Source organism: Altererythrobacter sp. H2 (genome assembly GCF_035319885.1).
Lineage (GTDB): Bacteria > Pseudomonadota > Alphaproteobacteria > Sphingomonadales > Sphingomonadaceae > 34-65-8.
In genome coordinates this window covers 2,376,845-2,402,826 of record NZ_CP141285.1, presented here as the reverse complement: position 1 = coordinate 2,402,826, position 25,982 = coordinate 2,376,845, and the positions used below count along the sequence as shown (strand labels likewise).

General features: G+C 65.0%; 23 protein-coding genes. 13 read left to right on the top strand and 10 right to left on the bottom strand.

The window, feature by feature from the left end; all coding sequences use genetic code 11:
• Positions 1-2: 2 nt before the first annotated feature.
• Positions 3-2,312: a TonB-dependent receptor gene (locus U4960_RS11905; RefSeq protein ID WP_324260853.1), complete on the bottom strand. Its 2,310-nt coding sequence runs from the start codon at positions 2,310-2,312 to the stop codon at positions 3-5.
• A 106-nt stretch (positions 2,313-2,418) separates the two neighbouring features.
• Here U4960_RS11905 and U4960_RS11900 point away from each other — a divergent pair, with 106 nt between their 5' ends.
• From U4960_RS11900 to trxB, 6 genes are read left to right on the top strand one after another with little or no spacing between them, the layout of a single operon-like run.
• The gene (locus U4960_RS11900) at positions 2,419-4,464 is read left to right on the top strand and encodes an alpha-glucosidase (RefSeq protein WP_324260852.1); all 2,046 of its coding nucleotides are present in this window, start codon (positions 2,419-2,421) and stop codon (positions 4,462-4,464) included.
• Positions 4,461-5,474 carry a LacI family DNA-binding transcriptional regulator gene (locus tag U4960_RS11895; protein ID WP_324260851.1) on the top strand — a complete coding sequence of 338 codons (1,014 nt, stop codon included), beginning with the start codon at positions 4,461-4,463 and terminating at the stop codon, positions 5,472-5,474. Before U4960_RS11900 ends, U4960_RS11895 begins: the two co-directional genes overlap by 4 nt.
• Positions 5,471-6,385 carry an aldo/keto reductase gene (locus U4960_RS11890; RefSeq protein WP_324260850.1) on the top strand — a complete coding sequence of 305 codons (915 nt, stop codon included), beginning with the start codon at positions 5,471-5,473 and terminating at the stop codon, positions 6,383-6,385. Before U4960_RS11895 ends, U4960_RS11890 begins: the two co-directional genes overlap by 4 nt.
• Positions 6,385-7,479: an LLM class flavin-dependent oxidoreductase gene (locus U4960_RS11885; RefSeq protein ID WP_324260849.1), complete on the top strand. Its 1,095-nt coding sequence runs from the start codon at positions 6,385-6,387 to the stop codon at positions 7,477-7,479. Before U4960_RS11890 ends, U4960_RS11885 begins: the two co-directional genes overlap by 1 nt.
• A gap of 49 nt (positions 7,480-7,528) precedes the next feature.
• The gene (locus U4960_RS11880; protein ID WP_324260848.1) at positions 7,529-8,308 is read left to right on the top strand and encodes a tyrosine-protein phosphatase; all 780 of its coding nucleotides are present in this window, start codon (positions 7,529-7,531) and stop codon (positions 8,306-8,308) included.
• A 35-nt stretch (positions 8,309-8,343) separates the two neighbouring features.
• Positions 8,344-9,324 carry a thioredoxin-disulfide reductase gene (trxB, locus tag U4960_RS11875; RefSeq protein ID WP_324260847.1) on the top strand — a complete coding sequence of 327 codons (981 nt, stop codon included), beginning with the start codon at positions 8,344-8,346 and terminating at the stop codon, positions 9,322-9,324.
• Between the two features lie 9 nt (positions 9,325-9,333).
• Here trxB and U4960_RS11870 read toward each other — a convergent pair whose 3' ends face one another.
• From U4960_RS11870 to U4960_RS11860, 3 genes are all read right to left on the bottom strand, one after another.
• The gene (locus U4960_RS11870) at positions 9,334-9,765 is read right to left on the bottom strand and encodes an MAPEG family protein (RefSeq protein WP_324260846.1); all 432 of its coding nucleotides are present in this window, start codon (positions 9,763-9,765) and stop codon (positions 9,334-9,336) included.
• Entirely contained in the window at positions 9,762-10,211 is a 450-nt protein-coding gene (locus U4960_RS11865) for an MAPEG family protein (RefSeq protein WP_324260845.1), read from the bottom strand. The genes U4960_RS11870 and U4960_RS11865 overlap by 4 nt, the downstream gene beginning before the upstream one ends.
• A gap of 66 nt (positions 10,212-10,277) precedes the next feature.
• Positions 10,278-11,234 (bottom strand): threonine ammonia-lyase, encoded by a 957-nt coding sequence (locus tag U4960_RS11860; RefSeq protein WP_324260844.1) that lies wholly within the window; start codon positions 11,232-11,234, stop codon positions 10,278-10,280.
• A 232-nt stretch (positions 11,235-11,466) separates the two neighbouring features.
• On the opposite strand from U4960_RS11860, the gene U4960_RS11855 reads away from it, so the two are divergent.
• From U4960_RS11855 to U4960_RS11840, 4 genes are all read left to right on the top strand, one after another.
• Positions 11,467-12,702 (top strand): saccharopine dehydrogenase family protein, encoded by a 1,236-nt coding sequence (locus U4960_RS11855; protein ID WP_324260843.1) that lies wholly within the window; start codon positions 11,467-11,469, stop codon positions 12,700-12,702.
• Between the two features lie 52 nt (positions 12,703-12,754).
• A complete protein-coding gene (locus U4960_RS11850; RefSeq protein WP_324260842.1) occupies positions 12,755-13,141 on the top strand; it encodes a GxxExxY protein in 387 nt (128 codons plus the stop codon).
• A gap of 59 nt (positions 13,142-13,200) precedes the next feature.
• On the top strand, positions 13,201-14,373 hold the full coding sequence (locus U4960_RS11845) for a carboxynorspermidine decarboxylase (protein WP_324260841.1): 1,173 nt from the start codon (positions 13,201-13,203) through the stop codon (positions 14,371-14,373).
• 146 nt (positions 14,374-14,519) lie between these two features.
• On the top strand, positions 14,520-15,722 hold the full coding sequence (locus U4960_RS11840; protein ID WP_324260840.1) for a type III PLP-dependent enzyme: 1,203 nt from the start codon (positions 14,520-14,522) through the stop codon (positions 15,720-15,722).
• 47 nt (positions 15,723-15,769) lie between these two features.
• On the opposite strand, the gene U4960_RS11835 is transcribed toward U4960_RS11840, so the two are convergent.
• The 6 genes from U4960_RS11835 to murI form a co-directional block, all read right to left on the bottom strand.
• On the bottom strand, positions 15,770-16,546 hold the full coding sequence (locus tag U4960_RS11835) for a hypothetical protein (RefSeq protein WP_324260839.1): 777 nt from the start codon (positions 16,544-16,546) through the stop codon (positions 15,770-15,772).
• Positions 16,547-17,082: 536 nt separating this feature from the next.
• A complete protein-coding gene (locus U4960_RS11830) occupies positions 17,083-18,075 on the bottom strand; it encodes a hypothetical protein (RefSeq protein WP_324260838.1) in 993 nt (330 codons plus the stop codon).
• Between the two features lie 117 nt (positions 18,076-18,192).
• Entirely contained in the window at positions 18,193-18,891 is a 699-nt protein-coding gene (locus U4960_RS11825) for a nitroreductase (RefSeq protein ID WP_324260837.1), read from the bottom strand.
• A 68-nt stretch (positions 18,892-18,959) separates the two neighbouring features.
• Positions 18,960-21,173 (bottom strand): putative bifunctional diguanylate cyclase/phosphodiesterase, encoded by a 2,214-nt coding sequence (locus U4960_RS11820; RefSeq protein ID WP_324260836.1) that lies wholly within the window; start codon positions 21,171-21,173, stop codon positions 18,960-18,962.
• A 71-nt stretch (positions 21,174-21,244) separates the two neighbouring features.
• Entirely contained in the window at positions 21,245-22,465 is a 1,221-nt protein-coding gene (gene hemA / locus U4960_RS11815) for a 5-aminolevulinate synthase (RefSeq protein WP_324260835.1), read from the bottom strand.
• A gap of 101 nt (positions 22,466-22,566) precedes the next feature.
• Positions 22,567-23,373, bottom strand: a complete 807-nt coding sequence (gene murI, locus U4960_RS11810; protein ID WP_324260834.1) for a glutamate racemase — start codon at positions 23,371-23,373, stop codon at positions 22,567-22,569.
• 104 nt (positions 23,374-23,477) lie between these two features.
• Here murI and plsY point away from each other — a divergent pair, with 104 nt between their 5' ends.
• The 3 genes from plsY to U4960_RS11795 are packed head-to-tail and all read left to right on the top strand — an operon-like array spanning position 23,478 to position 25,913.
• Complete coding sequence (gene plsY / locus U4960_RS11805; RefSeq protein WP_324260833.1) at positions 23,478-24,068, top strand: glycerol-3-phosphate 1-O-acyltransferase PlsY; 591 nt, start codon at positions 23,478-23,480, stop codon at positions 24,066-24,068.
• A complete protein-coding gene (dprA, locus tag U4960_RS11800) occupies positions 24,065-25,174 on the top strand; it encodes a DNA-processing protein DprA (RefSeq protein ID WP_324260832.1) in 1,110 nt (369 codons plus the stop codon). Before plsY ends, dprA begins: the two co-directional genes overlap by 4 nt.
• Before the next feature lie 25 nt (positions 25,175-25,199).
• Entirely contained in the window at positions 25,200-25,913 is a 714-nt protein-coding gene (locus U4960_RS11795; RefSeq protein ID WP_324260831.1) for a hypothetical protein, read from the top strand.
• Positions 25,914-25,982 lie beyond the last annotated feature (69 nt).

Below are 25,982 nucleotides of genomic sequence, written 5' to 3'. Positions count from 1 at the left end.
CATCACATCCGCGCACGCAGGCTGACGCCGAAGTAGCGGTCCGCATCGCGCGGGATCTGCAAGCGCTGGCCGTTCGACACATTGAGCATCACGTAGCTGTCATCGGTGATGTTGCGGGCGTGGAAGGTCAGGCGGTACATGTCTTCTGCATCGGAGAACCCGACCGAGGCGTTCCACATGCCATAGGGATCGATGACGCCCTGCTCGCCGAGGTCGGAGAACTGCCGGCTGACGTGGCGATAATCGGTCGACAGGTAGGCCTTGAAGCCGCCCAGGTCGGTCTCGTAATCACCCCCGATGGTGTAAGTGAACTTCGGCGCCAGCGGCAATTGCGTGCCGTTGCGCGCGTCGGGGGCGTTGTTGCCGGGGTTGGGATTGAATTCCTTGACCCGCGCATCTGCATAGGCCGCGCTGGCCCGGAAGGAGAGACCTTCGCTCGGGGCGACGATCAGGTCTGCCTCGAAGCCTTCGCTCTTGACGGTCCCGGCGTTGGTCAGGTTCGACACCACCGCGCCGTTGAGGAGCACGAAGTTGTTTGCCTGGAAGCCGTCATATTCAACCATGAAGGCCGCCAGGTTGAGCTGGACCTTGCGATCCCAGAACTGGGACTTGAGGCCGACTTCGAACGCATCGGACGTTTCCTCGTCGATCGGGATCGCGTTGACCGGGGCAGTGTGGTTGAAGAACACGTTGAAGGCCGGGCCCTTGTAGCCACGGGTGTAGCTGCCGTAGAGCATCACGTCGTCACTCGGCGTGAACTGGAGCACGGCCTTGCCGGAAAGGTTGCCGTTGTCGCTCGATCCTGACGAGGTGTTGGTCCCGTTTCCGCCGCTGGCCACAGTGCCGCCGGCAGGGTTGCCAGACACGCCCGGTCCGGTTGCCGGGGTGCCGTTGGTGGCGTTGACGCCCGGCGCGCGCACATGGGTGTAGCTGAGGTCATCCCACGTGTAGCGGAGGCCCGCCGTGAGCGAGAATTGCTCCGTAAAGCGGTAAGTTGCCTGCCCGAACAGCGCGAAGTTCTTCGAGGTCACATCACTGAACGAGGTGGCCGTTGGGAAAATCGTGTTGACCGTATCGGCCACATTGCACGGGCGGCCGCCCGTGCGCGGATCGACCGGCAAGGTCGAGCTGGCACAGGTGATGTTCTCGCGGGTGAAAACCTGGCTGTTGTCCGATTGCCAGGCAAACGCACCGACCTGATAAAAGAACGGCTGCGCCTGGTCCGAGGCAATGCGGGCCTCAAGCGAGATCTGCTTGGTGCGCACTTCGCCCACGTCGTGCAGCTCGGCGGTGCCGACCAGCGCGCGCGGCAGGAAGTCGCCTTCGCGCACTTCTTCGTTGAACCAGTTGCGGTATCCGGCAACCACGCTCAGCGTGTGGCTTTCGCCGATGCCGAAGTCGCCCGATCCGGTCAGGCTCCACTGCCGGTCGCGGGTCTGCGTTACCAGATTGTGGTTCACGAAGCGCTGGTCTTCACCCTGCGCTGCGCCGCCGGGCAGGTTGAGTTCCGCATCAAGCACCGCGCCGCGGCTGGCACCGGTCACATCGGCACAGCAATCATCGTTGGCGCGGAAATAATCGGCGATCAGGCGCAGGTCGGCACTGCCGCTCGAGTAATCGACGATCCCGCGAACACCGTAGTGCTCGTAACCGTTGATCTTCTCGTTGCTGCCGCCGTTGATGTTGGTGATGTTGCCATCGTAGCTGCCGTAGAAGCCGGTCATGCGGCCGGTGAGGCCGTCGCCGAGCGGGCCAGCGAGCGAAGCGCGCAGGCGATATTCGTCGCCTTCGTATGCCTCAGCCCGCAATTCGCCCGAAAGCTCGTCCGTCCCGCCCTTGGAGACGATGTTGACGAGGCCGGCCGAAGCGTTCTTGCCGAACAGGGTGCCCTGCGGCCCGCGCAGGACTTCGATCCGTTCGGCATCGACCAGATCCATGAAAGCCTGGCCCGAGCGGGACAGCACAACACCATCGACAACGGTGGACACACTGGGTTCGGCCGCGACCGAGAAGGTGATCGTGCCGACGCCGCGCATCACGATCGCGCTGTTGGCGCTGGTGGTGCCCTTGCGGAAGGTCACCGAGGGGACGACAGCACCGATGTTTTCGAGGCTGGTGACGCCGGCCTGCTCGAGTCGTTCTGACGTGACGGCCGTGATGGCAATCGGCACATCCTGAACATTTTCTTCGACTTTCTGGGCGGTTACGACGATTTCTGCAACCTGGGCCATAGCCGGTGCAGTGTGAATCATGGCCAGCGTGCTGGCTGAAACGGCGAGCGCGCGAAGCGCAATTCGGGTGTTGGCAGGCATCCTGGTTTCTCCTCCCTGTGCCCCGGCCATGTGATCTGGCCGGACGTGCAAGATCGCCGCTTCTGTGGCAGCGATGCGAGGCTTGAATTGCGCTTTCCGGCCAGATATGTCAAGCGGTGTCACACGACGGGGCAGAGGGGAGCCTAAGGTTTTGGAATTGCGTGTGCGAGAGGAAAAGGACGGGTTCGAGCTGCATTTCGGCGGCCGGGTCCTGCTCGCCCACCGGGCCGATTCTCCGGCCTTGGCCTTGGCACACGGCAATCCCGACGTGGCCATGGTGCGCGGCAATTTCCGCATGGCCGATGCTCCGGTGTCCGCTCCCGTGCTTCAGGTGTGCCAGAGAGGGCCGGACGGCACCGTTCGCCTTGGAGTGGGGGAATCCGATGCCATCCTGTCTGTCGAGGCAGATCAGGCCCGCTCTGCAATCACCTTTCGCGCAGCGGACAGCTTCGACCGGATGACCATCGATTTCGCGCTGGGCGATGACGAGGTCCTCTGGGGCGGCGGCGAGCAGATGAGCTACCTCGCGCTCAACGGACGCAAGTTTCCGGTCTGGACCAGCGAACCCGGGGTCGGGCGCGAACCAGGCTCCGCGTTGACCGATCTCGCCAGCGCGGACGGGTCTTTTGCCGGGGGCGATTACTGGACCACCAATTACCCTGAGCCGACGGTGCTGTCTTCAGCAGGTTGGGCGCTGTCGCTGGGCAATCCGGAATACTGCGAACTCGATTGCACCGCGGCTGGCCGGCTGCGGCTCCATGTCTGGGCCGGCGCAGTTTCGATTACCCTTTACCAAGGCAATCCCGCCAGTCTGGTGCAGCAACTGGGTGCCCGCTTCGGGCCGCGTCAGCCGCTCCCTCAGTGGGCGCTGGGCGGGGCTGTCGTCGGCCTCAAGGACGGGGCCCGCAGTTTCGAGCGGCTTGAGCAGATCATCGAGGCGGGCGCTGCGGTCTCGGGCCTGTGGTGCGAGGATTGGGTCGGCGTTCGCCAGACCAGCTTCGGCCGCCGCCTGTTCTGGGACTGGCAGTGGAATGCGGATCGCTATCCCGATCTGCCCGCGCGGATTGCGGCACTGAAGGCGCGGGGAATCCGCTTCCTTGGCTATGTGAACCCCTATCTGGCAGTCGATGGGCCGCTCTACCCGGAAGCGGCGGAGCGAGGCTATTTTGCCCGCAGGCTCGACAGCGACGAGCCCTATCTGGTCGATTTCGGTGAGTTCGATGCAGGCGTGGTCGATTTCACCAACCCCGCCGCAGCCGACTGGTTCGCTGAAGAAGTAATCGGCAAGCGGATGCTCGATTTCGGGCTCGACGGGTGGATGGCCGATTTCGGCGAGTACCTGCCGGTCGACCTGCGCCTGTTCGATGGCGATCCGATGCAGGAGCACAACCGCTGGCCGGTGCGCTGGGCCGAGGTCAACCGCCGCGCGGTCGCCTCACGCGGGCGGGAGGGCGACGTCCTGTGGTTCATGCGCGCCGGGCATACCGGGGTGCATGCGCACTGTCCCCTGCTGTGGGCGGGCGACCAGTCGGTCGACTTCAGCCGCCATGACGGCATTGGTACGGTGATTACCGCCGCGCTGTCCTCCGGTCTGGTCGGTAATGCCTTCAGCCATTCGGACGTGGGCGGCTACACCAGCCTGTTCGACAACGTGCGGACAGAAGAATTGCTGCTGCGCTGGTACGAACTGGGTGCATTCAGCCCGGTCATGCGCACGCACGAGGGCAACCGGCCGGACGACAACCTGCAGATCGATTCGACGCCGCAACTGCTGGCGGCCTTCGCGCGCTGGAGCAGGGTTCACGCCACCCTCGCTCCTTACGTTGCTCATCTCGTTGCCGAGGCGCAGGCGACCGGCCTGCCTGCGCAGCGGGCGCTGTTCCTCCACTATCCCGATGACCGGGATACCTTCACCATCCAGGACCAGTTCCTCTATGGTGAAGACCTGATGGTGGCACCGGTAATCGAACAAGGCGCTGTTTCGCGGCGGGTTTACCTGCCGGGCAAGGCAGGGCAGGTCTGGCGGCATGTGTGGAGCGGGGCAGACCGGGCACCCGGTTGGCATGAGGTGGCCGCTCCCATAGGCCAGCCGCCAGCCTTCTTTCGGCCTGAAAGCCGGTTTGCGGCCTTGTTCGGAGAATTACCGAAATGAGCAGCCGGGCAAACATCCGCGATGTTGCGGCGAAAGCCGGGGTGGCCGTGAAGACTGTCAGCCGGGTGCTGAACGGCCATCCCTATGTCAGCGATGCCCTGCGCCAGAAGGTCCAGCAGGCCATGGCCGAACTCGATTACCGGCCCAGCATCGCCGCGCGCATCCTGTCCGGTGCCAAGTCCAACCAGGTCGCGCTGATCTACGACAACCACAGCCCTTACTACATGTTCCAGATCCAGAAGGGCTGCTGGGACGTATGCCAGGAAAACGGCATCCGCCTGCTGGCGCAGCCCGTCAATGTGGCCGATCCGCGTGTCGGGGATCAGGTCCGCGGCCTGGTCAGTGAAACGCAGGTTGATGGCATTATCCTGTCTTCCCCCGTCACCGATTGTGAAGCGGTGCTGCAGGCGCTCGAAGCGATGGACGTGCCGTTCGTGCGTATTTCGCCCGGCACCAACCATGCGTTGACCAGCTCGGTGTTCATGGACGATGCCCAGGCGGCAGACGATATGACCACACACCTGATCAATCTCGGCCATCGCCGGATCGGGTTCATCAAGGGGCATCCCAACCACATGGCTTCGGATGATCGCCTGTTCGGGTATCGCCGCGCGCTTGACCGGGCGGGGATCGCGTTCGAACCGCAGCTGGTGGCCGATGGCGAATTCGACTTCGAAAGCGGCGTTGCGGCGGGCCAGTATTTCCTGTCCCTGAAACCCGGCCCGACCGCGATCTTCGCCGCCAACGACGACATGGCGGCAGGGGTTCTGTCCGTTGCGCATGACCGGGGTATCGACCTGCCGGGCGAACTGTCGGTCGCCGGGTTTGACGATACCACGCTGGCGCGGACTGTCTGGCCGCCCCTGACCACGATCCACCAGCCGATGGCCGAACTGGCCCGCACGGCGGCGGAAATCCTGATTGGCGGCGGGGATATCACCCACCGCCGCCTGCCCCATCAACTGGTTGAGCGATCCTCTGTCGCCCCACCTGCAAGGAAACCCGGATGAGCCTACTACCCGCACCCCCTGAAACTGTGGCGCTGGGCCAGTCCGGCCTGTCGGTTGCGCCGATTGCCTGGGGCATGTGGCGCCTGGCCGAGGGCGGCCGTACCGCCGCCCAGGCCGCGCGGCTGGTCCATGCCGCGCTCGATGCGGGGATCACCCTGCTCGACACGGCAGACATCTACGGGTTCGACGGGACCGGCGGGTTTGGCGATGCCGAGGCGCTGCTGGGCGAGGTGTTTGCGACCGAACCGGGCCTGCGCGGACGCATGGTGTTGGCAAGCAAGGGCGGGATCATCCCGCCGCTGCCTTACGACCAGTCGGCGGAATACCTCAGCGCAGCCATCGACGCTTCGCTCCGGCGGATGCAGGCCGAGCGGATCGACCTCTACCAGATCCACCGGCCCGATATCCTCGCCCATCCGCAGGAAGTGGCGCGCACTCTGGAAGACGCTCTCGCGTCGGGCAAGATCGGCGCGATTGGCGTGTCCAACTTCACCATCCAGCAGATCGAGGCACTGGCCCGTTTCCTCGACACCCCGCTGGCGACGACTCAGCCTGAAGTGAGCCCGCTGCGGATCGACTGCTTTGAAAACGGCGAGCTGGACCAGGCGATGCGGCTTGGCCTCACTCCGCTGGCCTGGTCTCCACTTGGGGGCGGACGTCTGCTTGCGCCGGAAAGCGAGCGGGACCGCGCGGTTGCAGCCGAACTTGATCGTGTCGGCGGCGAACAGGGCGTTTCACGCAGCGTGGCTGCCTACAGCTGGCTGATGGCGCACCCGGCGCGGATCATTCCCATTATCGGCTCGCAGAACGCCGAACGGATCGCCGAAGCGGGCCAGGCACGCACGATGCGCTGGACGCGGCAGGATTGGTATGCGGTGCTGGTCGCCGCGCGTGGAGAGAGGCTCCCCTGATGACCGACAAGCAACAATGCGAAATCGCGTGGTTTTCCGCGCTGTGCGACGACGACTACGAGTTCCTTGGCGTGCCCGACGAACGGCTAAAGTCGAGCTGGGAGCATTGCCGGAACATCGTGCTCCAGGCGGAGAAGGGCGGATTCGACAATATCCTGCTCCCGTCAGGCTACCAGCTTGGTCTGGACACCACGATCTTTGCTGCGGCCATTGCGCCTTACCTGAGCCGGATCAAACTGCTGTGGGCAACGCGCATGGGGGAGGATTGGCCGCCGCAACTGGCGCGGCGCATTGCCACGCTCGACCGTATTCTCGGCCCCAATGCTGCGGGCACCGGCGGCCGGTTGAACGTGAATATCATCTCCTCCGACATGCCGGGGGAAAAGATCGAGAGCGGCCCGCGTTACCGCCGCGGCACCGAGATCATGAAAATCGTCCGTACGCTCCTGAACGGGGAACACCTCGATTTCCAGGGCGAGTTCTACCAGTTGGAACTCGACCCTGCCCGGATCACCACTCTCAATGGCAAGTGCCCGCCGTTCTATTTCGGCGGCTTGAGCCATGAAGCGCGCGAGTGCGCGGCGGAGGCAGCCGACGTCTACCTGATGTGGCCTGACACCATGGACAAGGTGCGGGAGAATATCGCGGACCTGAAGGCGCGGGCTGGGGCCTACGGCCGCACGCTCAAGTTCGGGTACCGTGCCCATGTGATCGTGCGGGAAAGCGAAGAGGAAGCGCGGGCCTATGCGGACCGCCTCCTGTCGAAGCTCGATGACGAGGCCGGCCGGGCAATCCGTGAAAAGTCGCTCGATGCCAAGAATTATGGCGTGCAGCGGCAGCAGGAGCTGCGCGGCGCCGCCGGCGGTGACGGGTTTGTCGAAGACAACCTGTGGACCGGCATCGGCCGGGCGCGCTCGGGTTGCGGGGCGGCGATTGTCGGCACGCCGGACCAGGTGCTGGCGAAGCTGCGAGCCTACCAGGCGGAAGGGATCGAGGCGTTCATCCTGTCCGGCTATCCCCACGCGGCGGAGTGCGACCTGTTTTCGCGCCATGTCCTGCCGCATATCCAGCACGCGCCGCTCGATTTCGGGTAAGCGGCACGGGCGCTTGCGTTGATGCGTGGGCGCTGGCAAGCGCCCGGGCATGAATGACAACCGCGTCCTGCCGCTCGAAGGCGTCCACAACTTCCGTGACTACGGCGGCTACCCGCTTGCCGGGGGCGGGAGGCTCAAGCGCGGTGTGCTGTGGCGCTCCGGCCAGCACGTCGATGCGACCGAAGCGGATCTGGCCGCACTTGACCGGCTGGCGCTGGCCCATGTGATCGATTTCCGCGGCGCCAGCGAGCGCAGCCATGCGCCATGCCGCCGCCCGGAAGGGTTCGCGGCGGAAGTGCATTTCTACGACGGCGAAACCGCCAATCTTGCGCCTCATCTGGAGGCCGCAAACGGTGTGCTCGATGAAGAGGGGGCGCATCGCGCGATGGAGCGGATCTACCGCAACCTGCCGGGTCGCGAGCCGGTGCTGTGGGTGATGCGGCGCTACTTCGCGGTGCTGGCCGGCAGCGAGGGGGCAAGCCTGGTCCATTGCCTCGCGGGCAAGGACCGCACCGGTATGTCCGTCGCCCTGCTGCATCATGCGCTGGGTGTCCACTGGGACGACGCGATCGAGGACTTTCTCCTCACCAACACCGCGGGCAATATTGACGCGCGAATTGCCGCCGGGAGCCATGCAATCCGCAGCAAGTATGGCCAGATCAGCGACGAGACCATCCGTGTGCTGATGGGAGTCGATGCGCGCTATCTCGAAGCCATGCGCGAAGCTGTGGAAGCCGCGCACGGCAGCCTCGACGCCTTCCTCGAAGACGTGCTTGGAGTGACCCCCGAGACCCGCGAGGCGCTGCGCTTGCGCCTCCTCGAAGCGTAACCACATTCCGCCTCACGCGAACACGGACCCGACCCATGGCAACCCACCACACCAAGATGCTCATCATCGGCTCCGGCCCGGCCGGCTACACCGCCGCTATCTATGGCGCGCGTGCCATGCTGGCACCGATCGTGGTGCAGGGCATCCAGCCGGGTGGGCAGCTGACCATCACCACCGATGTGGAGAACTACCCCGGTTTTGCCGATGTGATCCAGGGGCCGTGGCTGATGGAGCAGATGCAGAAGCAGGCCGAACACGTCGGCACCCGCACCATGTGGGACACGATCGTCTCGGTTGACCTGTCCGGCCCGCCGTTCCGCGCGATCGGCGACAGCGGTGACGAGTACATCGGCGAAACGCTGGTGATCGCCACCGGCGCCCAGGCCAAGTGGCTGGGCGTGCCGGGCGAGCAGGAACTGGGCGGCAAGGGCGTATCTGCTTGTGCGACCTGTGACGGGTTCTTCTACCGCGGCAAGAAGGTCGCGGTGATCGGCGGCGGCAACACCGCGGTCGAGGAAGCGCTCTACCTCACCAACCATTCCGACGATGTGACCCTGATCCACCGGCGCGACTCGCTCCGATCGGAGCGGATCCTGCAGGAGCGGCTGTTCGCCAATCCGAAGATCACAGTGCTGTGGAACAAGGCGGTGTCGAGCTTCGAGGGCAACCCTGCATCCGGCGGCCTTACCCACCTTGCCCTGCGTGATACGGTGACGGGCGAGGCGAGCGAACTGCATGTCGACGGGGCCTTCGTCGCCATCGGCCATGCGCCCGCGACCGAGCTGTTCAAGGGCAAGCTGCCGATGGATGCGAGCGGGTACCTGCTGGTCGAACCGGGCACGCCCAAGACGGCGGTCCCGGGCGTGTTTGCCTGCGGCGATGTGATGGACCACACCTACCGGCAGGCCGTCACCGCGGCCGGCACCGGCTGCATGGCCGCGCTCGATGCCGAGCGGTTCCTGTCCGGCCTTGCCATCGACGTTCAGGGACATGCCCACGCTGCTGCCACAGCGTAGCAGAACAGCCTAGCCGAACACCGCCAGCGCCGCCTTGGCGATCAGCACCATCAGCACCAGGCTGGACAGGGCGAACAGCACGAACCGCACCAGCACCCGGTTAGCCGTTGCCTGCACCAGCGAGTGCGCAACCCGCAGGCCGACGTAGATCCACGCCAGCAGCGCGTTCTGCCCGTCGCCCGCGCCAACCAGAGCCAGCACCAGCGCGACGGCGTAGAACACCGTCGGCGCTTCGTGGAGGTGGTTGTAGTTGTCGGCCTTCCAGCTGACGTCCTCAGGCAGCTTTGCGCGCAGGCTGGCCCCATCGGAGCCGACCAGCTTGGTCCCGTCGATCCCGGCCTTGCTCATCGCGGGGATGCGGGTGGCGTACATCCACAGCCACATGACCATGGTCCATGCCGCCAGCGCGACGACGGGTTGCAGGATGGCAGACTGGATCATTGCGGAATGGCTCCCGGATCGGCGAACAGGGTAAGGGCGACTGCGCGATAGGCGAGGTAGACGAGCGCGAAAGTCGAGACCAGGAACAGCAGGAAGCGCACCGGCACCTTGTTGACCGTTGCCTGCCACACCGAATGGACGATCCGCATTCCGACGTAGATCCACGCCGCCAGCACGTCGCCCGCACCGGCGCCCAGCAGCGCGATGATCACGACGGTGGGGTAGAAGATGGTCGGCTGCTCCATCAGGTGGCTGTAGTTGTGCGCCTTCCAGTTGATGGAGTCAGGGATCCGGCCCTCCAGATCCTGCCCGCGGCCGCCGGGCCGGTCACCCATGTCGGCCTTGATCGCCTTCATCGCCGGCAGGCGCGTGCCCGCCATCCAGAACAGCATGATCAGTGACCACGCGACGAGTATCGCCGCCGGTGCGAGCATTTGGGCTTGCACGGTTATCCCTCCCTTTGACCTCTGCGGCGGAACGTGGCGGGCGAACGGTCGATTGTCAAATGCAACTCATCCCGCGCTGATGGTGGCGGCATAGGCGGCGGGATCGACGTTGCCGCCGGTCAGCATGACCACCGTATCGCCATCAAGCGGCACCTTGCCGGCCAGCGCCGCCGCCAGCGCCGCCGCGCCGCCGGGTTCGACCACCAGGTGCAGGTGCCTGAAGGCAAACCGCTGCGCCGCGCGCACTTCCTCGTCGGTCACGGTCACGCCCGGTTCGGCCCGGCCCCGCAGCACAGCGAGGTTGACCGGCCTGGTTGCCGGGGGCTGGAGCGCATCGCAGATTGTCGCGGGCGGGTTGGGGCCGACATGGACCACCTCGCCGGCAGCCATCGCCCGGCCGACCATGTCCCACCCCTCCGGCTCGACCGGAACCACGGCACTGTCCGGGCAGGCGAGCGCCAGCCCCGCCGCCAGCCCGCCGCCGCCGCAGCAGGCGACGATCCGCGAGGGTGCATGCCCGAGCTGCGCCATGATCTCGATCCCGGCGCTGCCTTGCCCTTCGATCACCCACGGATCGGCGAAAGCATGGACCAGAGTCGCACCGCTTTCGGCGACCAGCCGCGCGGCCACTTCGTCCCGGTCCTCGCCGCCGGGGCGGTCGTAGAGCACCACGTCCGCCCCCAGCGCGCGGGTCGCATCGAGCTTGGTCCGCGGCGCGTCGGTCGGCATGACGATGGTCGCCGCTATCCCCAGCCGCCGCGCCGCCCAGGCCACCCCTTGCGCGTGGTTGCCGCTGGAGACGCCGACCACGCCGCGCGTGCGCTCCTCGTCGCTCAGCGCGGACAGGCGATGCCACGCCCCCCTGATCTTGAATGCCCCGATCGGTTGCAGCACCTCGGCCTTGGCCCAGAGCTGCACGCCGCCGATCTCCAGCGGCAGCAGCGGGGTCGGTGGCAGGATGGCCGCAACCCGCTCCGCCGCCAGCAGCACACCCTCGCGTGTCGGCATCCGCTGCGCGCTCATCGGGTGCAGCTTTCGATGGGTTTGGGGGGAGACATGGACCACATGTTACACTGTCCTGGGGCAAAAAAGTCCGGGCCGCAGCAGCGCCGGTTCCGGTGTGCTGGGGAGGGGCGTTTCACGATCATGTCACCGCTATGCCGCATCGCAGCCGAGTAGGAAACGCGGATCGTTTTACGCCCCTTCCGCATTCGACTAGAGAACTCGCCAGAATCAGTTTCGGAGAACTCCCCTCATGCCCTCAGCCAATTCCTCAGCCAAATCGACTGTTCTCGTGATCGGTGCCGGCGGCGTCAGCTCGGTCTGCGTCCACAAGATGGCCTTCAACCCGGATATCTTCGGCGATATCCACCTCGCCAGCCGCACCAAGTCCAAGTGCGACGCGATTGCCGCCAGCGTCAAGGAACGCTGCGGACGCGACATCGCGACCTACTCGATCGACGCCGAGGAAGTCCCGGCGATGGTCAACCTGATCCGCAAGGTCCAGCCTTCGCTCGTCGTCAATCTCGCGCTGCCCTATCAGGACCTGCCGATCATGGACGCCTGCCTTGAAGCCGGCGTGAGCTATCTCGACACCGCCAACTACGAACCCAAGGACGAGGCGAAGTTCGAATACTCATGGCAGTGGGCCTACCATGACCGGTTCAAGGATGCGGGCCTGATGGCGCTGCTCGGCTCCGGCTTCGATCCGGGCGTGACATCCGTGTTCACGATGTGGCTCAAGAAGCACAAGCTCAAGACCATCCGCACGCTCGACATTCTGGACTGCAATGGCGGCGATCACGGCCAGCATTTCGCCACCAACTTCAACCCGGAAATCAACATCCGCGAAGTGACCGCCCCGGCGCGGCACTGGGAAGGTGGGCAGTGGGTCGAAACCCCGGCGATGCAGGTAAAGGTGCCGTTCGACTTTGAGGCGGTCGGCCAGAAGAACATGTACCTGATGTACCATGAGGAGCTGGAGAGCCTGGCCAAGTTCGTGCCCGAAATGGAGCGCGCGCGGTTCTGGATGACCTTCGGCGATGCCTACATCACCCACCTCACCGTGCTGCAGAACGTCGGCATGACCAGCATCGAGCCGGTGAAATACCAGGGCAAGGACATCATCCCGCTCCAGTTCCTCGCCGCCGTGCTGCCCAAGCCGGAAACGCTGGGCGAGACGACCAAGGGCAACACCAACATCGGCTGCATCGCCACCGGCGAAGCGCTCGACGGTTCGGGCGAGAAGACGTTCTACATCAAGAACATCTGCAGCCACGAAGCGGCCTACGAGGAAACCGGCAACCAGGCTGTTTCGTACACGACCGGCGTGCCCGCGATGATCGGCAGCGCACTGGTGGTGCAGGGCGTGTGGAGCGGGAAGGGCGTGTTCAACATCGAACAGATGGACCCCGATCCGTTCATGGACATGCTTAACCAGCACGGCCTGCCGTGGACCGTCGAGGAGCTGGACGGGCCAGTCGAGTTTTGAGTTTTTGTTTCTCGCAGAGACGCGGAGGAAAGAGAGACGGAGAGAAGGGGGCATGGAGATTGATGAACTTTCGGGCATCGTAATCGACGAATGCATCGCCCTTCACCGCGAGCTTGGACCGGGTCTGTTCGAGAATGTCTATGAAGCCGTCCTTGCAGGACGGCTTGAAAGGCGGGGACTGAAAGTGTCTCGGCAATTTCCCGTTGCGGTGGAAATTGACGGGCAGATCTTCGATCCGGCTTTTCGTGTTGATATTCTGGTAGAGAGCAGGCTCGTTCTGGAAATCAAGGCTGTGGAACGCCTTTCCCAGACCCATATCCGCCAGTTGCTGACCTATCTGAGACTCCTCAAACAGCCCGTAGGGCTACTGCTCAATTTCTCTCATGGAACAATGAAAGACGGCGTCCGCAGGGTCTCCAACGATCACAACTCTAATTAACTTCTCTCCGTCTCTCTTTCCTCTGCGTCTCTGCGAGAAACCAAAAGGACCGTTTGCGAATGGAAACCAAAGCCGGCGATCCGGGGGCGTTTGCCCAGTTTGACCTCACCCGCGTAGACAGCCCCGCGTTTGTCGTCGACGCGGCTAAGTTGCGCGCCAATTGCCAGGTGCTGGCCGACATCCGCGATGCGGCGGACATCAAGGTGCTTGCCGCATTGAAGGCGTTTTCTATGTTCTCGGTCGCGCCGATCATCGGGGAATATCTCGACGGCGTGTGCACCAGCGGCCTATACGAAGCGCGCCTCGCGTCCGAGTTCTATGACGGCGAGATCGCCACCTACTGCGCCGCTTACAAGCCGGATGACCTCGCGGAAATCTGCCGCCTGTCGGACCACATCATCTTCAATTCGCCCGGCCAGCTGATCCGCATGGCGCCGATCCTCGATGCGGCGCGGGCGAGCGGGCAGACGTTCGACATTGGCCTGCGCATCAACCCCCAGGTGCCAACCGGCGAAGTACCGCGCTATGACCCGTCCAGCCCCGGCAGCCGGCTCGGCTTCCCGCTCGACCAGCTGACGCCCGAGGTGATGGAGCTGGTTGACGGGATCCACTTCCACAACCTGTGCGAGCAGGATTTCGAGCCGCTGCAGCAGACCTGGGACAAGGTGTTCGACGCGATCGAGCCGTGGTTCGGCCAGCTCAAGTGGATCAACATGGGCGGGGGGCACCATGTGACCCGCGCCGATTACCAGCGCGAGGAGCTGGTCGAGTTCCTGCGCGATGCCAAAGCCGACACCGGGGCGGAGATCTACCTCGAACCGGGCGAGGCGGTGGCGCTCGATGCCGGGATTCTGGTGGGCACGATCCTCGATAGCCACGACAACGGAATGCCGGTGGCGATCACCGACATTTCCGCCACCTGCCACATGCCCGACGTGATCGAGGCGCCCTATCGCCCGGCGATGTTGCATGAGGTGGGGGAGGGCGAGCCGGTTCGCCTCGGCGGCCCCTCGTGCTTGGCGGGCGATGTGATCGGCGATTACCGCCTGCCCGTGCCGTGCGAGCCGGGCGAGCGAATCGCCTTTCTTGACCAGGCCCATTATTCGATGGTGAAAACCAACACTTTCAACGGTGTGCCGCTGCCTTCGATCTGGCTGTGGGACAGCGAGACCGACCAGCTCGATTGTGTGAAATCATTCGGTTACGAGGCGTTTCGTGACCGCCTGAGCTAAGCCCCCGGCAAGGGGGGATTTTCACTTGCGGTTCACGCAGCGCGGCTTATATGCCCCACCTCGCTGCCCCATGGGGACTTCCAAACCGCAAGGCAGCTTCAACCTGTAGTCGTTCTGGCCGAAAGGCCTATTGGGGGTCCCTTGAGTTGCACCATTATCCTGACGCACGGTCTGTAGTTCGCGCCTTTTCGCCCGACGAACCGGTCATCCTCAATCGCCCGCAAGCTGCTGCGCGCGCTGCCCGCTTCTTTACCGAGAAGTTTCCGGGCAAGTCGCTCTATGCGGTCAAAGCCAATCCCTCGCCGGACCTGATCAAGGTCCTGTGGGACAATGGCATTACGCATTACGACGTCGCCTCCATTGCCGAAGTGCGGCTTGTCCGCGCTACGCTGCCCGGGGCCGAGCTGTGCTTCATGCACCCGGTCAAGACCGAGCGGGCGATCCGCGAGGCCTATTTCGAGCATGGCGTGCGCACCTTCAGCCTCGATACGGTCGAGGAGCTGGAGAAGATCGTCACTGCCTGCACCAGCGAGGCCGGTGAACCGGCGCTCGACCTGCGGCTGTGCGTGCGCCTGCGCGTGTCCAGCGAGTATTCCGAACTGAGCCTTGCGGCCAAGTTCGGCGTTGACCTCGCCGATGCTGCCCCGCTGCTGCAAGCGACCCGCCAGCACTGCGACTGGCTGGGTGTATGCTTCCACGTCGGCAGCCAGGCGATGACTCCGTTCGCCTATGTCCAGGCGCTGGAGCGCGTCCGTGCGGCCGTGGCTGAAGCGGGCGTGGTGATCGACATGATCGACGTCGGCGGGGGCTTCCCCAGCGTCTATCCCGGCATGGAGCCGCCGCCGCTGGAGGATTACTTTGACGTGATCCACCGCCACTACGAGGCGCTGCCGATTGCCTACAACGCAGAGCTGTGGTGCGAGCCCGGCCGTGCGCTGTGCGCCGAGTATTCCTCGCTCGTGGTCCGCGTGGACAAGCGCCGGGGCGACGAACTCTACATCAACGACGGTGCCTACGGCGCGCTTTACGATGCTGCGCACGTCGAATGGCGCTTCCCGGTGGCGGCGCTGGAAGACGACCTGCGCGATGCGGACCGCGAGTTCAGCTTCTACGGCCCGACCTGTGACGATGCCGACTTCATGCAAGGGCCCTTCCTGCTGCCGGGTGACATCCAGGCCGGCGACTACATCGAGATCGGGATGCTCGGCGCCTATGGTGCGGCGATGAAGACCGGCTTCAACGGCTTCGGCAATGCCGAGCAGTTCGTGGTCGAGGACGAGCCGATGGCCAGCCTCTACCGCGGCGATCGGGTGCGCCCGGTCACCGACAACGTGGTGAGCCTGCGCTAAATCGGTGAATGGCCGGGCCGGGGTCGCACCCGGCCCGGAGAAACAGCTCAGCTGCCCGGCGTCAGGAACGCTACCGCGCCAGCGGTCACGTCGCTGTTGTCGGCCCGGCGCTGCTGGACACTGAACGAGAGCGCGGCTTCGCGGCCCTGGGGGCCGAAGAACCAGCCAGCGAACGTCCCGGCGACGGTGTTGGTCGAATCGACCAGGACCCCATCAAATGACTGCTCGCTGCCATCGATCGTGACCTGCCCCGTATAGGTAGCGATGTCGGTCACCGTGGTGGAGGTGGTGCCGCCAGTGCGTAGTCGTCCCTTAAGGTTGATGGTCACGCTGATCTGGCCTGTGGTGGGGTTGCCGGAGAGGCTGATCGCTGTGCTCGAGATCGCGTAATCCGAACGCGGGCCCGCGCCGACGTTCTCGGTGATCGCCAGGTTCCCTGAAGTGAAAGTGTTGGTGTAGGCGGCAGTGGTCGTCGGCCGGTCGCTCAGCAAAGTCGGCACCCCATAGGCGCAAAACAGGCTGGTCAGATTGTTCTGCACCGGTGTGATGATCTGAGCGAACTTCGCGTATTGGTACGAACCCCCTGAAAGCAGCGGCGCAAAGGTTGCGAACAGGCTGCTCGGACCGCTGGGGTTGGGCTTGCGATAGGCTTCGGCGCTGGTGATCGTAGTGTCACGGTCGGCCTGGGTAAGGTTCAGCTGGAACGGACCGAACAGTCCGGTTCCATCCGATGTGATGTCATAGGTCGGGACACTGCGATCTGAAACGATGGTGACCCCGCGGCCGAACGGCGCTGCGGTGACTGCCATAATGCCGGTGTTCACATTCACGGTGCCTGCGCAGGTCGTCTTGAATGTTTGTGTGCCTGTCAGCTGCGCGAAAGTCTGATAGCTCGGCGGCGGCGGCGGCGGCGGCGGCGGGGGTGGAGGAGGGGGAGGCGGCGTCGTGCCCCCACCACCACCACCGGTCGGGGGCGGCGCCGAACCGCCACCACCACCGCACGCGACCACGGCTAGAGACAGCAGGACCACGCCTGCCGCATTTCTGAAATTCATGATGCGACCCTCCCGTTGAGGGCCCGGACCTGATTCCGGTGATTCTGCCCTCAATTCAGAAGTATATATATCGCCGAAATTGGCTGTCCACGGCAATTTGCCAGCCCGGTGCGCAGCTCAGCAGTTTTCCCCGAACCCCACAAACCGCGCCGCTTCGGCCACGCTTTTGCGGTAGCCAGCCTCGACCGCGATGATCGGGTCCGCCCGGTTGCGGACAACGGAGTGAACTCGCGCTGTCCAGTTGCTCAGCTTCCCCGATTGCCAGATTGCAGCGGGGGAAGCGGAGCCACTTTTTCCCAGCGGGGCTAGCGGCGCGCGGTCACGGCCCCGGCGCCTAACAGTCTGGTGCCGTCGGGTTCATCTACGGCGATGTTGAAGGCGAAACCTGCTTCGAGCCCCTGAGGGCCAAAAAACCAGCCCCCGAAATTGGAATCCACGCTTACCTTGCTGCTGCTTGTCAGGCGGTTGCGGAAGGTGTCGGTCGTGCCGTTGACGGTGGCAACCCCATCATAGGTGCCGAACTGTGTCTGTGTCGTCGATAGCCCGCTGGGAGTGAACTGACGCCCAACCAAAGTGAGTCGTGTCGTCACTGCGCCAGTTGTCGGGTTTGAAGTCAGAGTAACCGTGCTGTCGCCCAGATCGAACTGGGTCAATCCGGTCGAGCTGACCGCCGAAATACTTCCGCCGATGTTGAATGAGGTAAAGGTGATCGTCGATGCAGGTCGACTGTCACTCAAAACCGTCGGGACGCCAAACACGCACCAGAAATCCAGGGTGCGTCCCGTAGCAGGGACGATGAACAGACGGCTCCCCCTGACATATTCGGCTGGCTGCGTACCAAAAGGCCGAGCAGCGATCGCGAACCGGTCAGTACCGCCGACAAAGTTGGTCCGCTGGTACAGGACGGTGTTGGCCGGCGGCGTGGCGGACAGGTCTGATGGCCCGAAGCTTGTTGTAAATGCCGGCCCGGTAATGTTCCAGGTGCTGGTCGATCCCACAAAAGCGATGTCGAGGCTGCGCCCCTGAGAAACCCCTTCACCAAAATCACTTGCCGTAATGGGGCGAGCGCCGCCTTGGAATTCAACGCCGCCGCAAGCGGTTTTGAAGGTCTGGTTTCCGGTCAAATCCGCAAACTTCGTGTAGGTGATCGCCGGTGGCGGTGGCGGTGGCGGCGGTGGAGGCGGCGTCGTGCCACCACCACCACCGCCGGTCGGGGGCGGCGCCGAACCGCCACCACCACCGCACGCGACCACGGCTAGAGACAGCAGGACCACGCCTGCCGCATTTCTGAAATTCATGATGCGACCCTCCCGTTGAGGGCCCGGACCTGATTCCGGTGATTCTGCCCTCAATTCAGAAGTATATATATCGCCGAAATTGGCTGTCCACGGCAATTTGCCAGCCCGGTGCGCAGCTCAGCAATTTTCCCCGAACCCCACGAATCGCGCCGCTTCCGCCACGCTCTTGCGGTGGCTGACCACGGCGTTGGCGGGGAAATCCGGGTCCGGCCAGCCCATGGCAACGGCTTTCATGATGACCTGATCGTCCGGGATCCCGGCGTGCTCGCGCACCACCGGCGATTGCATGATTCCCTGGCTGTTGATCACGCAGCCCAGGCCCCGGCTCCATGCCGCATTGACCAGCGCAGTCGTCACCGCGCCGCAATCGAACGCGGTGTCATCGCTGCCGGAAAGCGCGCGGTCGTAGGCGACAATCACGCAGACCGGCGCATCGAACTGGCGGAAGCCGCGCAGCACCCAGTCCTGCCGCGCGTCCTTGTCGTCGCGCGCGATCCCCATCGCGCCGAACAGTTGCTTGGCGACCTCGACCTGCCGGTCGCGGTGCACCCCGGCAAAGGGTTCGCCCCGGCGGAATTCGCGGCTGTCGGGCTCGCCGGCCAGGATCCGCTCGGTGTTGCCGCGCCGGATGCGGTCCAGCGGTTCGCCGGTGATGACGTGGAAGTGCCACGGCTGGGTGTTCATCGAGGTGGGCGAGCGCACGGCCAGCGCCAGCACTTCCTCGATCAGTGCGCGCGGAACCGGCTTGTCCAGATAGCCCCGGATGCTGCGCCGCCCGAGAACTACCTCGTCGTAACCTGGCCCCTGATCGCCCATGTTCTCTCCCTGGAATGTTGTTCAGGAGCGCATAGCAATCCGGAAGCGGCTGTCGAGCCGCCAATCTGTCAGGCCGCCGAAACGGCAGAGCCCGGCGCGACTTCGAGAAACTGCGGTTTCGATTCGCTGCGCCTGCCTTCGTCCGGTCCGGCCGTGCCCGGCTTTTTCGGCAAGCCGGCGGCGGAGATCATGTAGGGTGAAACCCGGTGGCGGGTGCACAGCCCGCCAGCTCCATCGCTGACCAGCGGGGTTTCGAACTCCACCCCGATCTCGTCTCCGTGCGCATGAACCACCTGGCACACCGCCAGCTGGCCTTCGCCCAGATCGAGGACCAGGGCGGTGCCAACCGGCACGCCGACAATGCCCTCCAGCCCGGCACCGGTGCGCGACAGATCGCGCATGACCAGGTTGTAGTAGTAATCCTCGTGGATCGCACCGATCCGGCGGTAGACCGAGCGCCGGTCAGGCCGGAATTTTTCCGGGCCCTTCGGCTCGATCCGGTATTCGCCCCGCTCGAACGCGGCCAGAATCTCCGATTCCGGCATCGGCCGCGCAAACAGGTAGCCCTGGATCAGCTTGGCCCCCTTGTTGCGAACCACCTCCAGCTGGTCGAATGCCTCGACCCCTTCGACCGTGGTTTCCATGCCCAGCGCATTGGCCAGGCCGACAATGGCGGCGATGATCTTGGCGCTGTTGCGATCCTTCTGGGTACAGGAATCGACGAAGCTGCGGTCCACCTTGATCTTGTCGAACGGCGCGGAACGCAGGTAGCTGAGCGAGGAATAGCCGGTGCCGAAATCATCCAGCGCCAGCCGCACGCCCAGGCCTTTGAGCACGGCGAAGGTCTTTTCGGTCGCTTCGCTGTCACCCACGAACACGCTCTCGGTCAGCTCCAGCTCCAGCCGGTCCGGGGCAAGCCCGGTGCTGGCCAGCGCGTTGGCCACCACATCGGGAAATCCCGCGTTGACGAACTGGTTGGCCGAGACGTTGACCGCCACCTTGACTGTTTCGGGCCAGCGCATCGCCGCCTCGCAGGCCTGCCGCAGCGCCCATTCGCCCAGTGGATTGATCAGGTCGCTTTCCTCAGCCACCGGGATGAAGGCGCCCGGGCTGATCATTCCGCGTTCGGGGTGCTCCCACCGCATCAGGGCTTCAAGGCAGACCACCGCCCCGGTCTCGACCGAGACCACCGGCTGGTAATGCATCGACAGTTGCCCGGCGGACAGGGCCTCGCGCAACTCGTCGAGCAGTTGCTGGCGGACCTCTTCTTCGTCCTTGAGGTCGCTGGAATAGAACCGGAACTGGCCGCGTCCTCCGTTCTTCGCGGCATAGAGCGCGAGGTCGGCGCTGCGGGTCAGCTTTTCCCGGTCATCGCCATCGAACGGAAACACCGCGATGCCGACCGAGGCACCGATCACCGCGCGCTTTCCATCCTCCAGCGGATAGGGCTGGGTCAGGATCTGGATGATCTTGTCGGCCAGTTCGCCCAGCTTGCCCCGGTCATCCTCGCCCGGCAGCACGACCTGGTATTCGTCCCCGCCAAGACGGGCGACCTTGCCGCGCGAACCGACCATGCTGGTCAGCCGCTCGGCCACCTGCACCAGCAGTTCGTCACCGGCCTGATGGCCCAGCGTGTCGTTGACGTACTTGAACTTGTCCAGATCGAGCATCATCAGCGTGCAGGGGCGGGGGGCCGAACCGTAGGCGTTGACGCACCCGTCGAGGTGGCGGTTGATCGAATGGCGGTTGGCGAGGCCGGTCAGCGAATCGAACTCGGCGAGGCGCGAATCGGCGATCTGCCGTTCGTAATCGGCCGTCACGTCCTTGGCGCTGCCGCGGTACCCGGTGAAGGTGCCTTCTTCGTTGCGGACCGGCTGGCCGGAGAGCGACCACCAGGTCTGGCGCAGATCATCGGCTGGGCGGCCGACGGTGAAGCGCACGATCTGATCGCGGATGGTGGCATGGGCCTTGAGCTGGAAGCGCAGCGAGCGACCCGCGCCATTGGTGGGGTTGGCCTCGTCAGCCTCGAAGATGCTTTCGAGTGGCTGGCCGATCAGTGCCTCCGGCTTTGCACCCAGGGTCTCGCTGGCCTTTTCAGTCAGATAGAGCAGCCGGCCTTGTTCATCCGTGGCCCAGACCCAGACGCTTCCGGCCCGTTCGAATTCGTCGAGCACCCGTGCGCGCAGAGGACTGGAGGTGCCGGACTGCGCTTCTGGCTGTTCGCTTGCCGGGGGCTGGGCAGGCGGGCTGCTTTTCAGGCTTTTGAGGAAATTGATGGCCATCGCGCGGGTGTAGGCGCGCGATGGTTGATTTTGGCTTAATTATCGCTGCTTTGCAGGGCAATGGCGTCTGTTCAGGCGGCCTTGCGCAGTTCCAGTTCGAGCCGGTCCCAGATTTCCACCAGGGCACCGGTGAGATCGTCCATCATCGCCTCGGTATGGGCCGGGCCGGGGGTAAAGCGCAGCCGCTCCGTCCCGCGCGGGACAGTCGGGAAGTTGATCGGCTGCACATAGGCACCGTATTCGGCCAGCAGGATGTCGCTGATCTTCTTGGCACGGACCGGATCGCCCACCATCAGCGGCACGATGTGGGTGGTGGTGGACATGACCGGCAGGCCCGCAGCGGCGAACTTCGCCTTCAGCAGGTTGGCGTTGCGATGCTGGGCGTCGCGCTCTTCGCTGCTGCCCTTGAGGTGGCGCACGGCGGCCAGCACCCCGGCGACCAGCGCCGGGCTGAGCGAGGTGGTGAAGATGAACCCGGGGGCGTAGGAGCGGATGCAGTCGACGATTTTCGTGTCGGCCGCGATGTAGCCGCCCATGACGCCGAAGGCCTTGCCCAGCGTGCCTTCGATGATGTCGATCCGGGCAGCCGCCTCGTCACGTTCCGAGATGCCGCCGCCGCGCGCGCCGTACATGCCGACGGCGTGGACTTCGTCGATGTAAGTCAAGGCGTTGTACTTGTCGGCCAGGTCGCAGATCGCGTGGATCGGGGCCACATCGCCGTCCATCGAATAGACGCTTTCGAAGGCGATCAGCTTGGGCGTGTCCGGGTCTTCCGCTGCCAGCAGTTCTTCAAGGTGTTCCACATCGTTGTGGCGGAACACCCGCTTGTCGCAGCCGGAATTGCGGATGCCGGCAATCATGCTGGCGTGGTTCAGTTCGTCCGAAAAGATCACGCAGCCGGGCAGCAGCTTGGAAATGGTCGAGAGCGTGGCGTCGTTGGAGACATAGCCGCTGGTGAACAGCAGGGCCGATTCCTTGCCGTGCAGGTCAGCCAGCTCGGCCTCCAGCTCGACGTGGTAATGGGTGTTGCCGCCGATGTTGCGGGTGCCGCCCGAACCGGCGCCGACATCGTGCAGCGCCTCTTCCATGGCGGCGATCACCTTGGGATGCTGGCCCATGGCGAGGTAGTCGTTCGAGCACCACACGGTGATCGGCTTGGGGCCGTTATGGCCGTGGAAGCAGCGCGCGTTGGGGAACGCACCCTTGTTGCGCAGGATATCGATGAACACGCGGTAGCGCCCTTCGGAGTGAAGGCGGTCGATCGCTTGCTCGAAAATCTGATCGTAGTTCATCGCTAGCCTGCGTCAGCGCCGCCCCGTCTGCGGCTGTCCGAGCAGCGATTTAGGCGCAGAACGGCTGCATTTCCATCACGATCTTTGCGAGACGTTCGCAGCTAGAACTTTTCGATCCGGGTGAGCCCCAATTCGCACAGCCTGGGCGCGAGCGCCCGGAATTCGTCGAGCGGCCCGGTGGTCACCGCGAGATCGGGTTCGCGGCGTTCGAACGCCTGCCCTTCGGTCAGCGCAGCGATACGGCGGGCAATGCCTAGCGCGCCGTCGACCAGCGTGACGCCCGGGCCGAACACGGCGCCCAACTCGTCGCGCAGAAGGGGGAAATGGGTGCAGGCCAGCACCACGGTGTCGATTTCGGCTGCGCGGGGATGGTCGAGCAGGCCGGACACCGCGCGGCGCACGGCATCCAGCGGGACGGCCTCGCCCCGCAACCTTGCCTCGGCCAGCGTCACCAGCTCCGGCGCGGCATGGCGCAGCAGCGTCTTGCCTGCGGCATGGGCGCGTTCCAGATCGTCGACATAGCTCTGGCGCACGGTCGCTTCGGTGCCGAGCAGGCCGATCACCCCGGTGCGGGTCAGCGCGGCGGCGGGCTTGATCGCAGGGACGGTGCCGACCACCGGGATCTCCAGCACCTCGCGCACCATGCCCAGTGCAATCGTGCTGGCGGTGTTGCAGGCGATGCAGGCGAGGCGCGGGCGGTAGCGTTCGCTCATCCGCCCCAGCAGCCCGGCGACCCGCGCGGTCACCTGCGCCTCGCTCTTGGTGCCATAGGGCAGGCCGGCCTCGTCTGCGGCGTAGATCACCGGGGCTTGCGGCAGCACTTCACGCAGGGCGGCCAGCACGCTCAGCCCGCCGACGCCGGAATCGAACAGCAGCACGGGGGCGCTTGGATCAACGGTGCTGGGCATCGCGGCTGGTTCCCCCGGTTCGGAGCGATCTTCCTTATTTTTCCGTGGCCCGAATGCAAGCGATGCGCCTATGGTGGAGCGAACATTTCTTGCCGGGTAGGGACATGAACCAGGACATTCTGCTTGCGGTTTTGCTCGGTTTCGTGGGCGGATCGATCCCGTTCGGCCTGTTGCTGACCCGCGCCGCCGGGCTGGGCGACATCCGCGATATCGGTTCGGGCAGCATCGGCGCGACCAACGTGCTGCGCACCGGCAACAAGGGGCTGGCAGCGGCGACCGTGCTGCTCGACGCGGCCAAGGGCGCATTTCCGGTCCTGCTCGCGGCGCACCTGTGGCCGGGCACGGAAGGGTGGGCGGCGGTCGCGGCGGTAGCCGGGCACTGTTTCACCCCGTGGCTGCGGTTCAAGGGCGGCAAGGGCTTTGCTACCGCAGCGGGCGTGCTGCTGGCGCTGGCCTGGCCGGTGATGCTGGTTTGCGCGGCAATCTGGGCGGCAACGCTGGCGGTGAGCCGGATTTCCTCGGTCTCCTCGATGACCACCGTGGTGCTGGCGCCGGTCGCGGCATGGGCGCTGGGCTACCCGCAGATCATCGTGCCGCTGATCGCCATCGCCGCCATCGTGCTGGTGCAGCACCGCGCCAATATCGGCCGCCTGATGCGCGGCGAGGAACCGAAGGTGGGCAGCGGGAAAAAATGACCGCGCTGTCGCAGGCCCCCCTGTCGCAGGACGAGGCGTTCGCCCGCATCCGGCTGCTGCGCTCGCCTCGCGTCGGCCCGGTTACCTATACCCACCTGCTCGCCCGGTTCGGCAATGCGGTGGCGGCGCTCGAAGCCTTGCCCGATCTCGCCGGAAAGACCGGGCAGCCCTATCGCCCGGCCCTGCGCGATGCGGTTGAGCGCGAGGTGGAGGGGGTCCGCCGCGCGGGCGCGAAATACCTGTTCCATGACCAGCCGGGCTATCCCCACCTGCTCCGCGAGATCGACGGAGCACCGCCGATCCTGACCTGGCGCGGTCATCTGGCGCTGCTGGAGCGCCCCTGTGTGGCCATGGTCGGCGCGCGCAACGCCAGTGCGGCGGCGGTCAAGCTGGCGCGTGAATTTGCCGGGGAACTGGCGGGCGAGGGGTTCGCGGTCGTCTCCGGCCTTGCGCGGGGGATCGACGGCGCGGCGCATGAAGGTGCGCTTCCGGCGACCGTGGGTGTGATCGCCAGCGGGATCGACGTGACCTATCCGCCACATCACGAGGCGCTGCAGGAACGGATCGCCACCGAAGGCCTGCTGTTGGCCGAACAGCCCCCCGGCACTGAGCCGCGCGGGAGCCACTTTCCCAGCCGCAACCGGATCATTGCCGGGCTGGCCATGGGCACGCTGGTGGTGGAGGCTGCGCCCAAGAGCGGTTCGCTCATCACTGCGCGGCTGGCGGCGGAGGCGGGCAGGGAGGTCATGGCGATCCCCGGCAGCCCGCTCGACGCCCGCGCGCAAGGGTGCAACCAGCTGATCCGGGAAGGCGCAGTGCTGGTCCAGTCGCCCGCAGAAGTGATCGAACTGGTGAGCCATTTCGACGGCACCCCGCGCTCGACCTTCCGCGAGAGCACGGCGCGGTTCGATTTCGATGTCGACGAACTGGCCGATGCGCAGCCGGCGGATATCGCCAGCCTGCTCACCACCGCGCCGGTCCCCGTGGATGAACTGATCCGCCAGTCGGGCACGAGCGCGGCGGCGGTGCAACTGGCACTGCTGGAGCTGGAGCTGGCGGGGCTTCTGGTGCGCCATGCGGCCGGGCGGGTTTCGCGGGCGGCATGAAAGCAGCGGGGTAATGGGCACAGGCATGAACAGGGAAAAAAGCTTCAGCGGATTTCTGGGCGAGACGTTCGATCTGGTCGGCCAGAATGCCGTGCCGATCCTGCTGTTCGTGCTGGTGCTGGGCGGGCTGAACACGGTTGGCCTGATGCTGGGCTATGTCGATCCTGACGGCACGTTTGCCTCGTTGGGCTTTGGCTTCAACATCGACCCTGCAGTTGGCTGGATTGCAGGTCTTTTCCAGATCTTGGCGGCGGTTCTTTCGGTGGTCGCGTCCTATTTTCTCCTCGCCCGCTTTCTCGAAAGCCGCGGGCGCCTGCCCGTTCGCGATACCCGCATCTGGGCCTATGTGGGAATCACGATCGTTTCGGTCATTGGCATGATCTTCGGTTTCCTGCTGTTCGTGGTACCTGGCGTGATCCTGCTGGTCCGCTGGTCCGCTTCGAGCGGCTACCTGCTCGTAGGCCGGCTGGGCATCATCGACAGCCTCAAGGCAAGCTGGGAAGCGACCCGTGGCCACAGTTGGCCGATCTTCTTCGCCGGTCTGGTGCTGTTCCTCGGCCTGGGCCTCGCCAGCGGCATAGTGGGAAGCGCAATCGATTTCACCGGTTCGGCACTGATGGTTGCCCTGTTTTCCAGCATGATGGAAATGGCAGGCAATGCCCTGGGCCTGGCGTTCGGCATTGCCGTCTATTTGCTGGTCGCCGACAACAGCAACGAAATCAGCGAGGTCTTCGCCTGACTTCGCTCCACCCGGCGCGCGGCCGGGAGCAAACAGGTGCCTTGACGGCATCGGGAAACGCGGGCCACC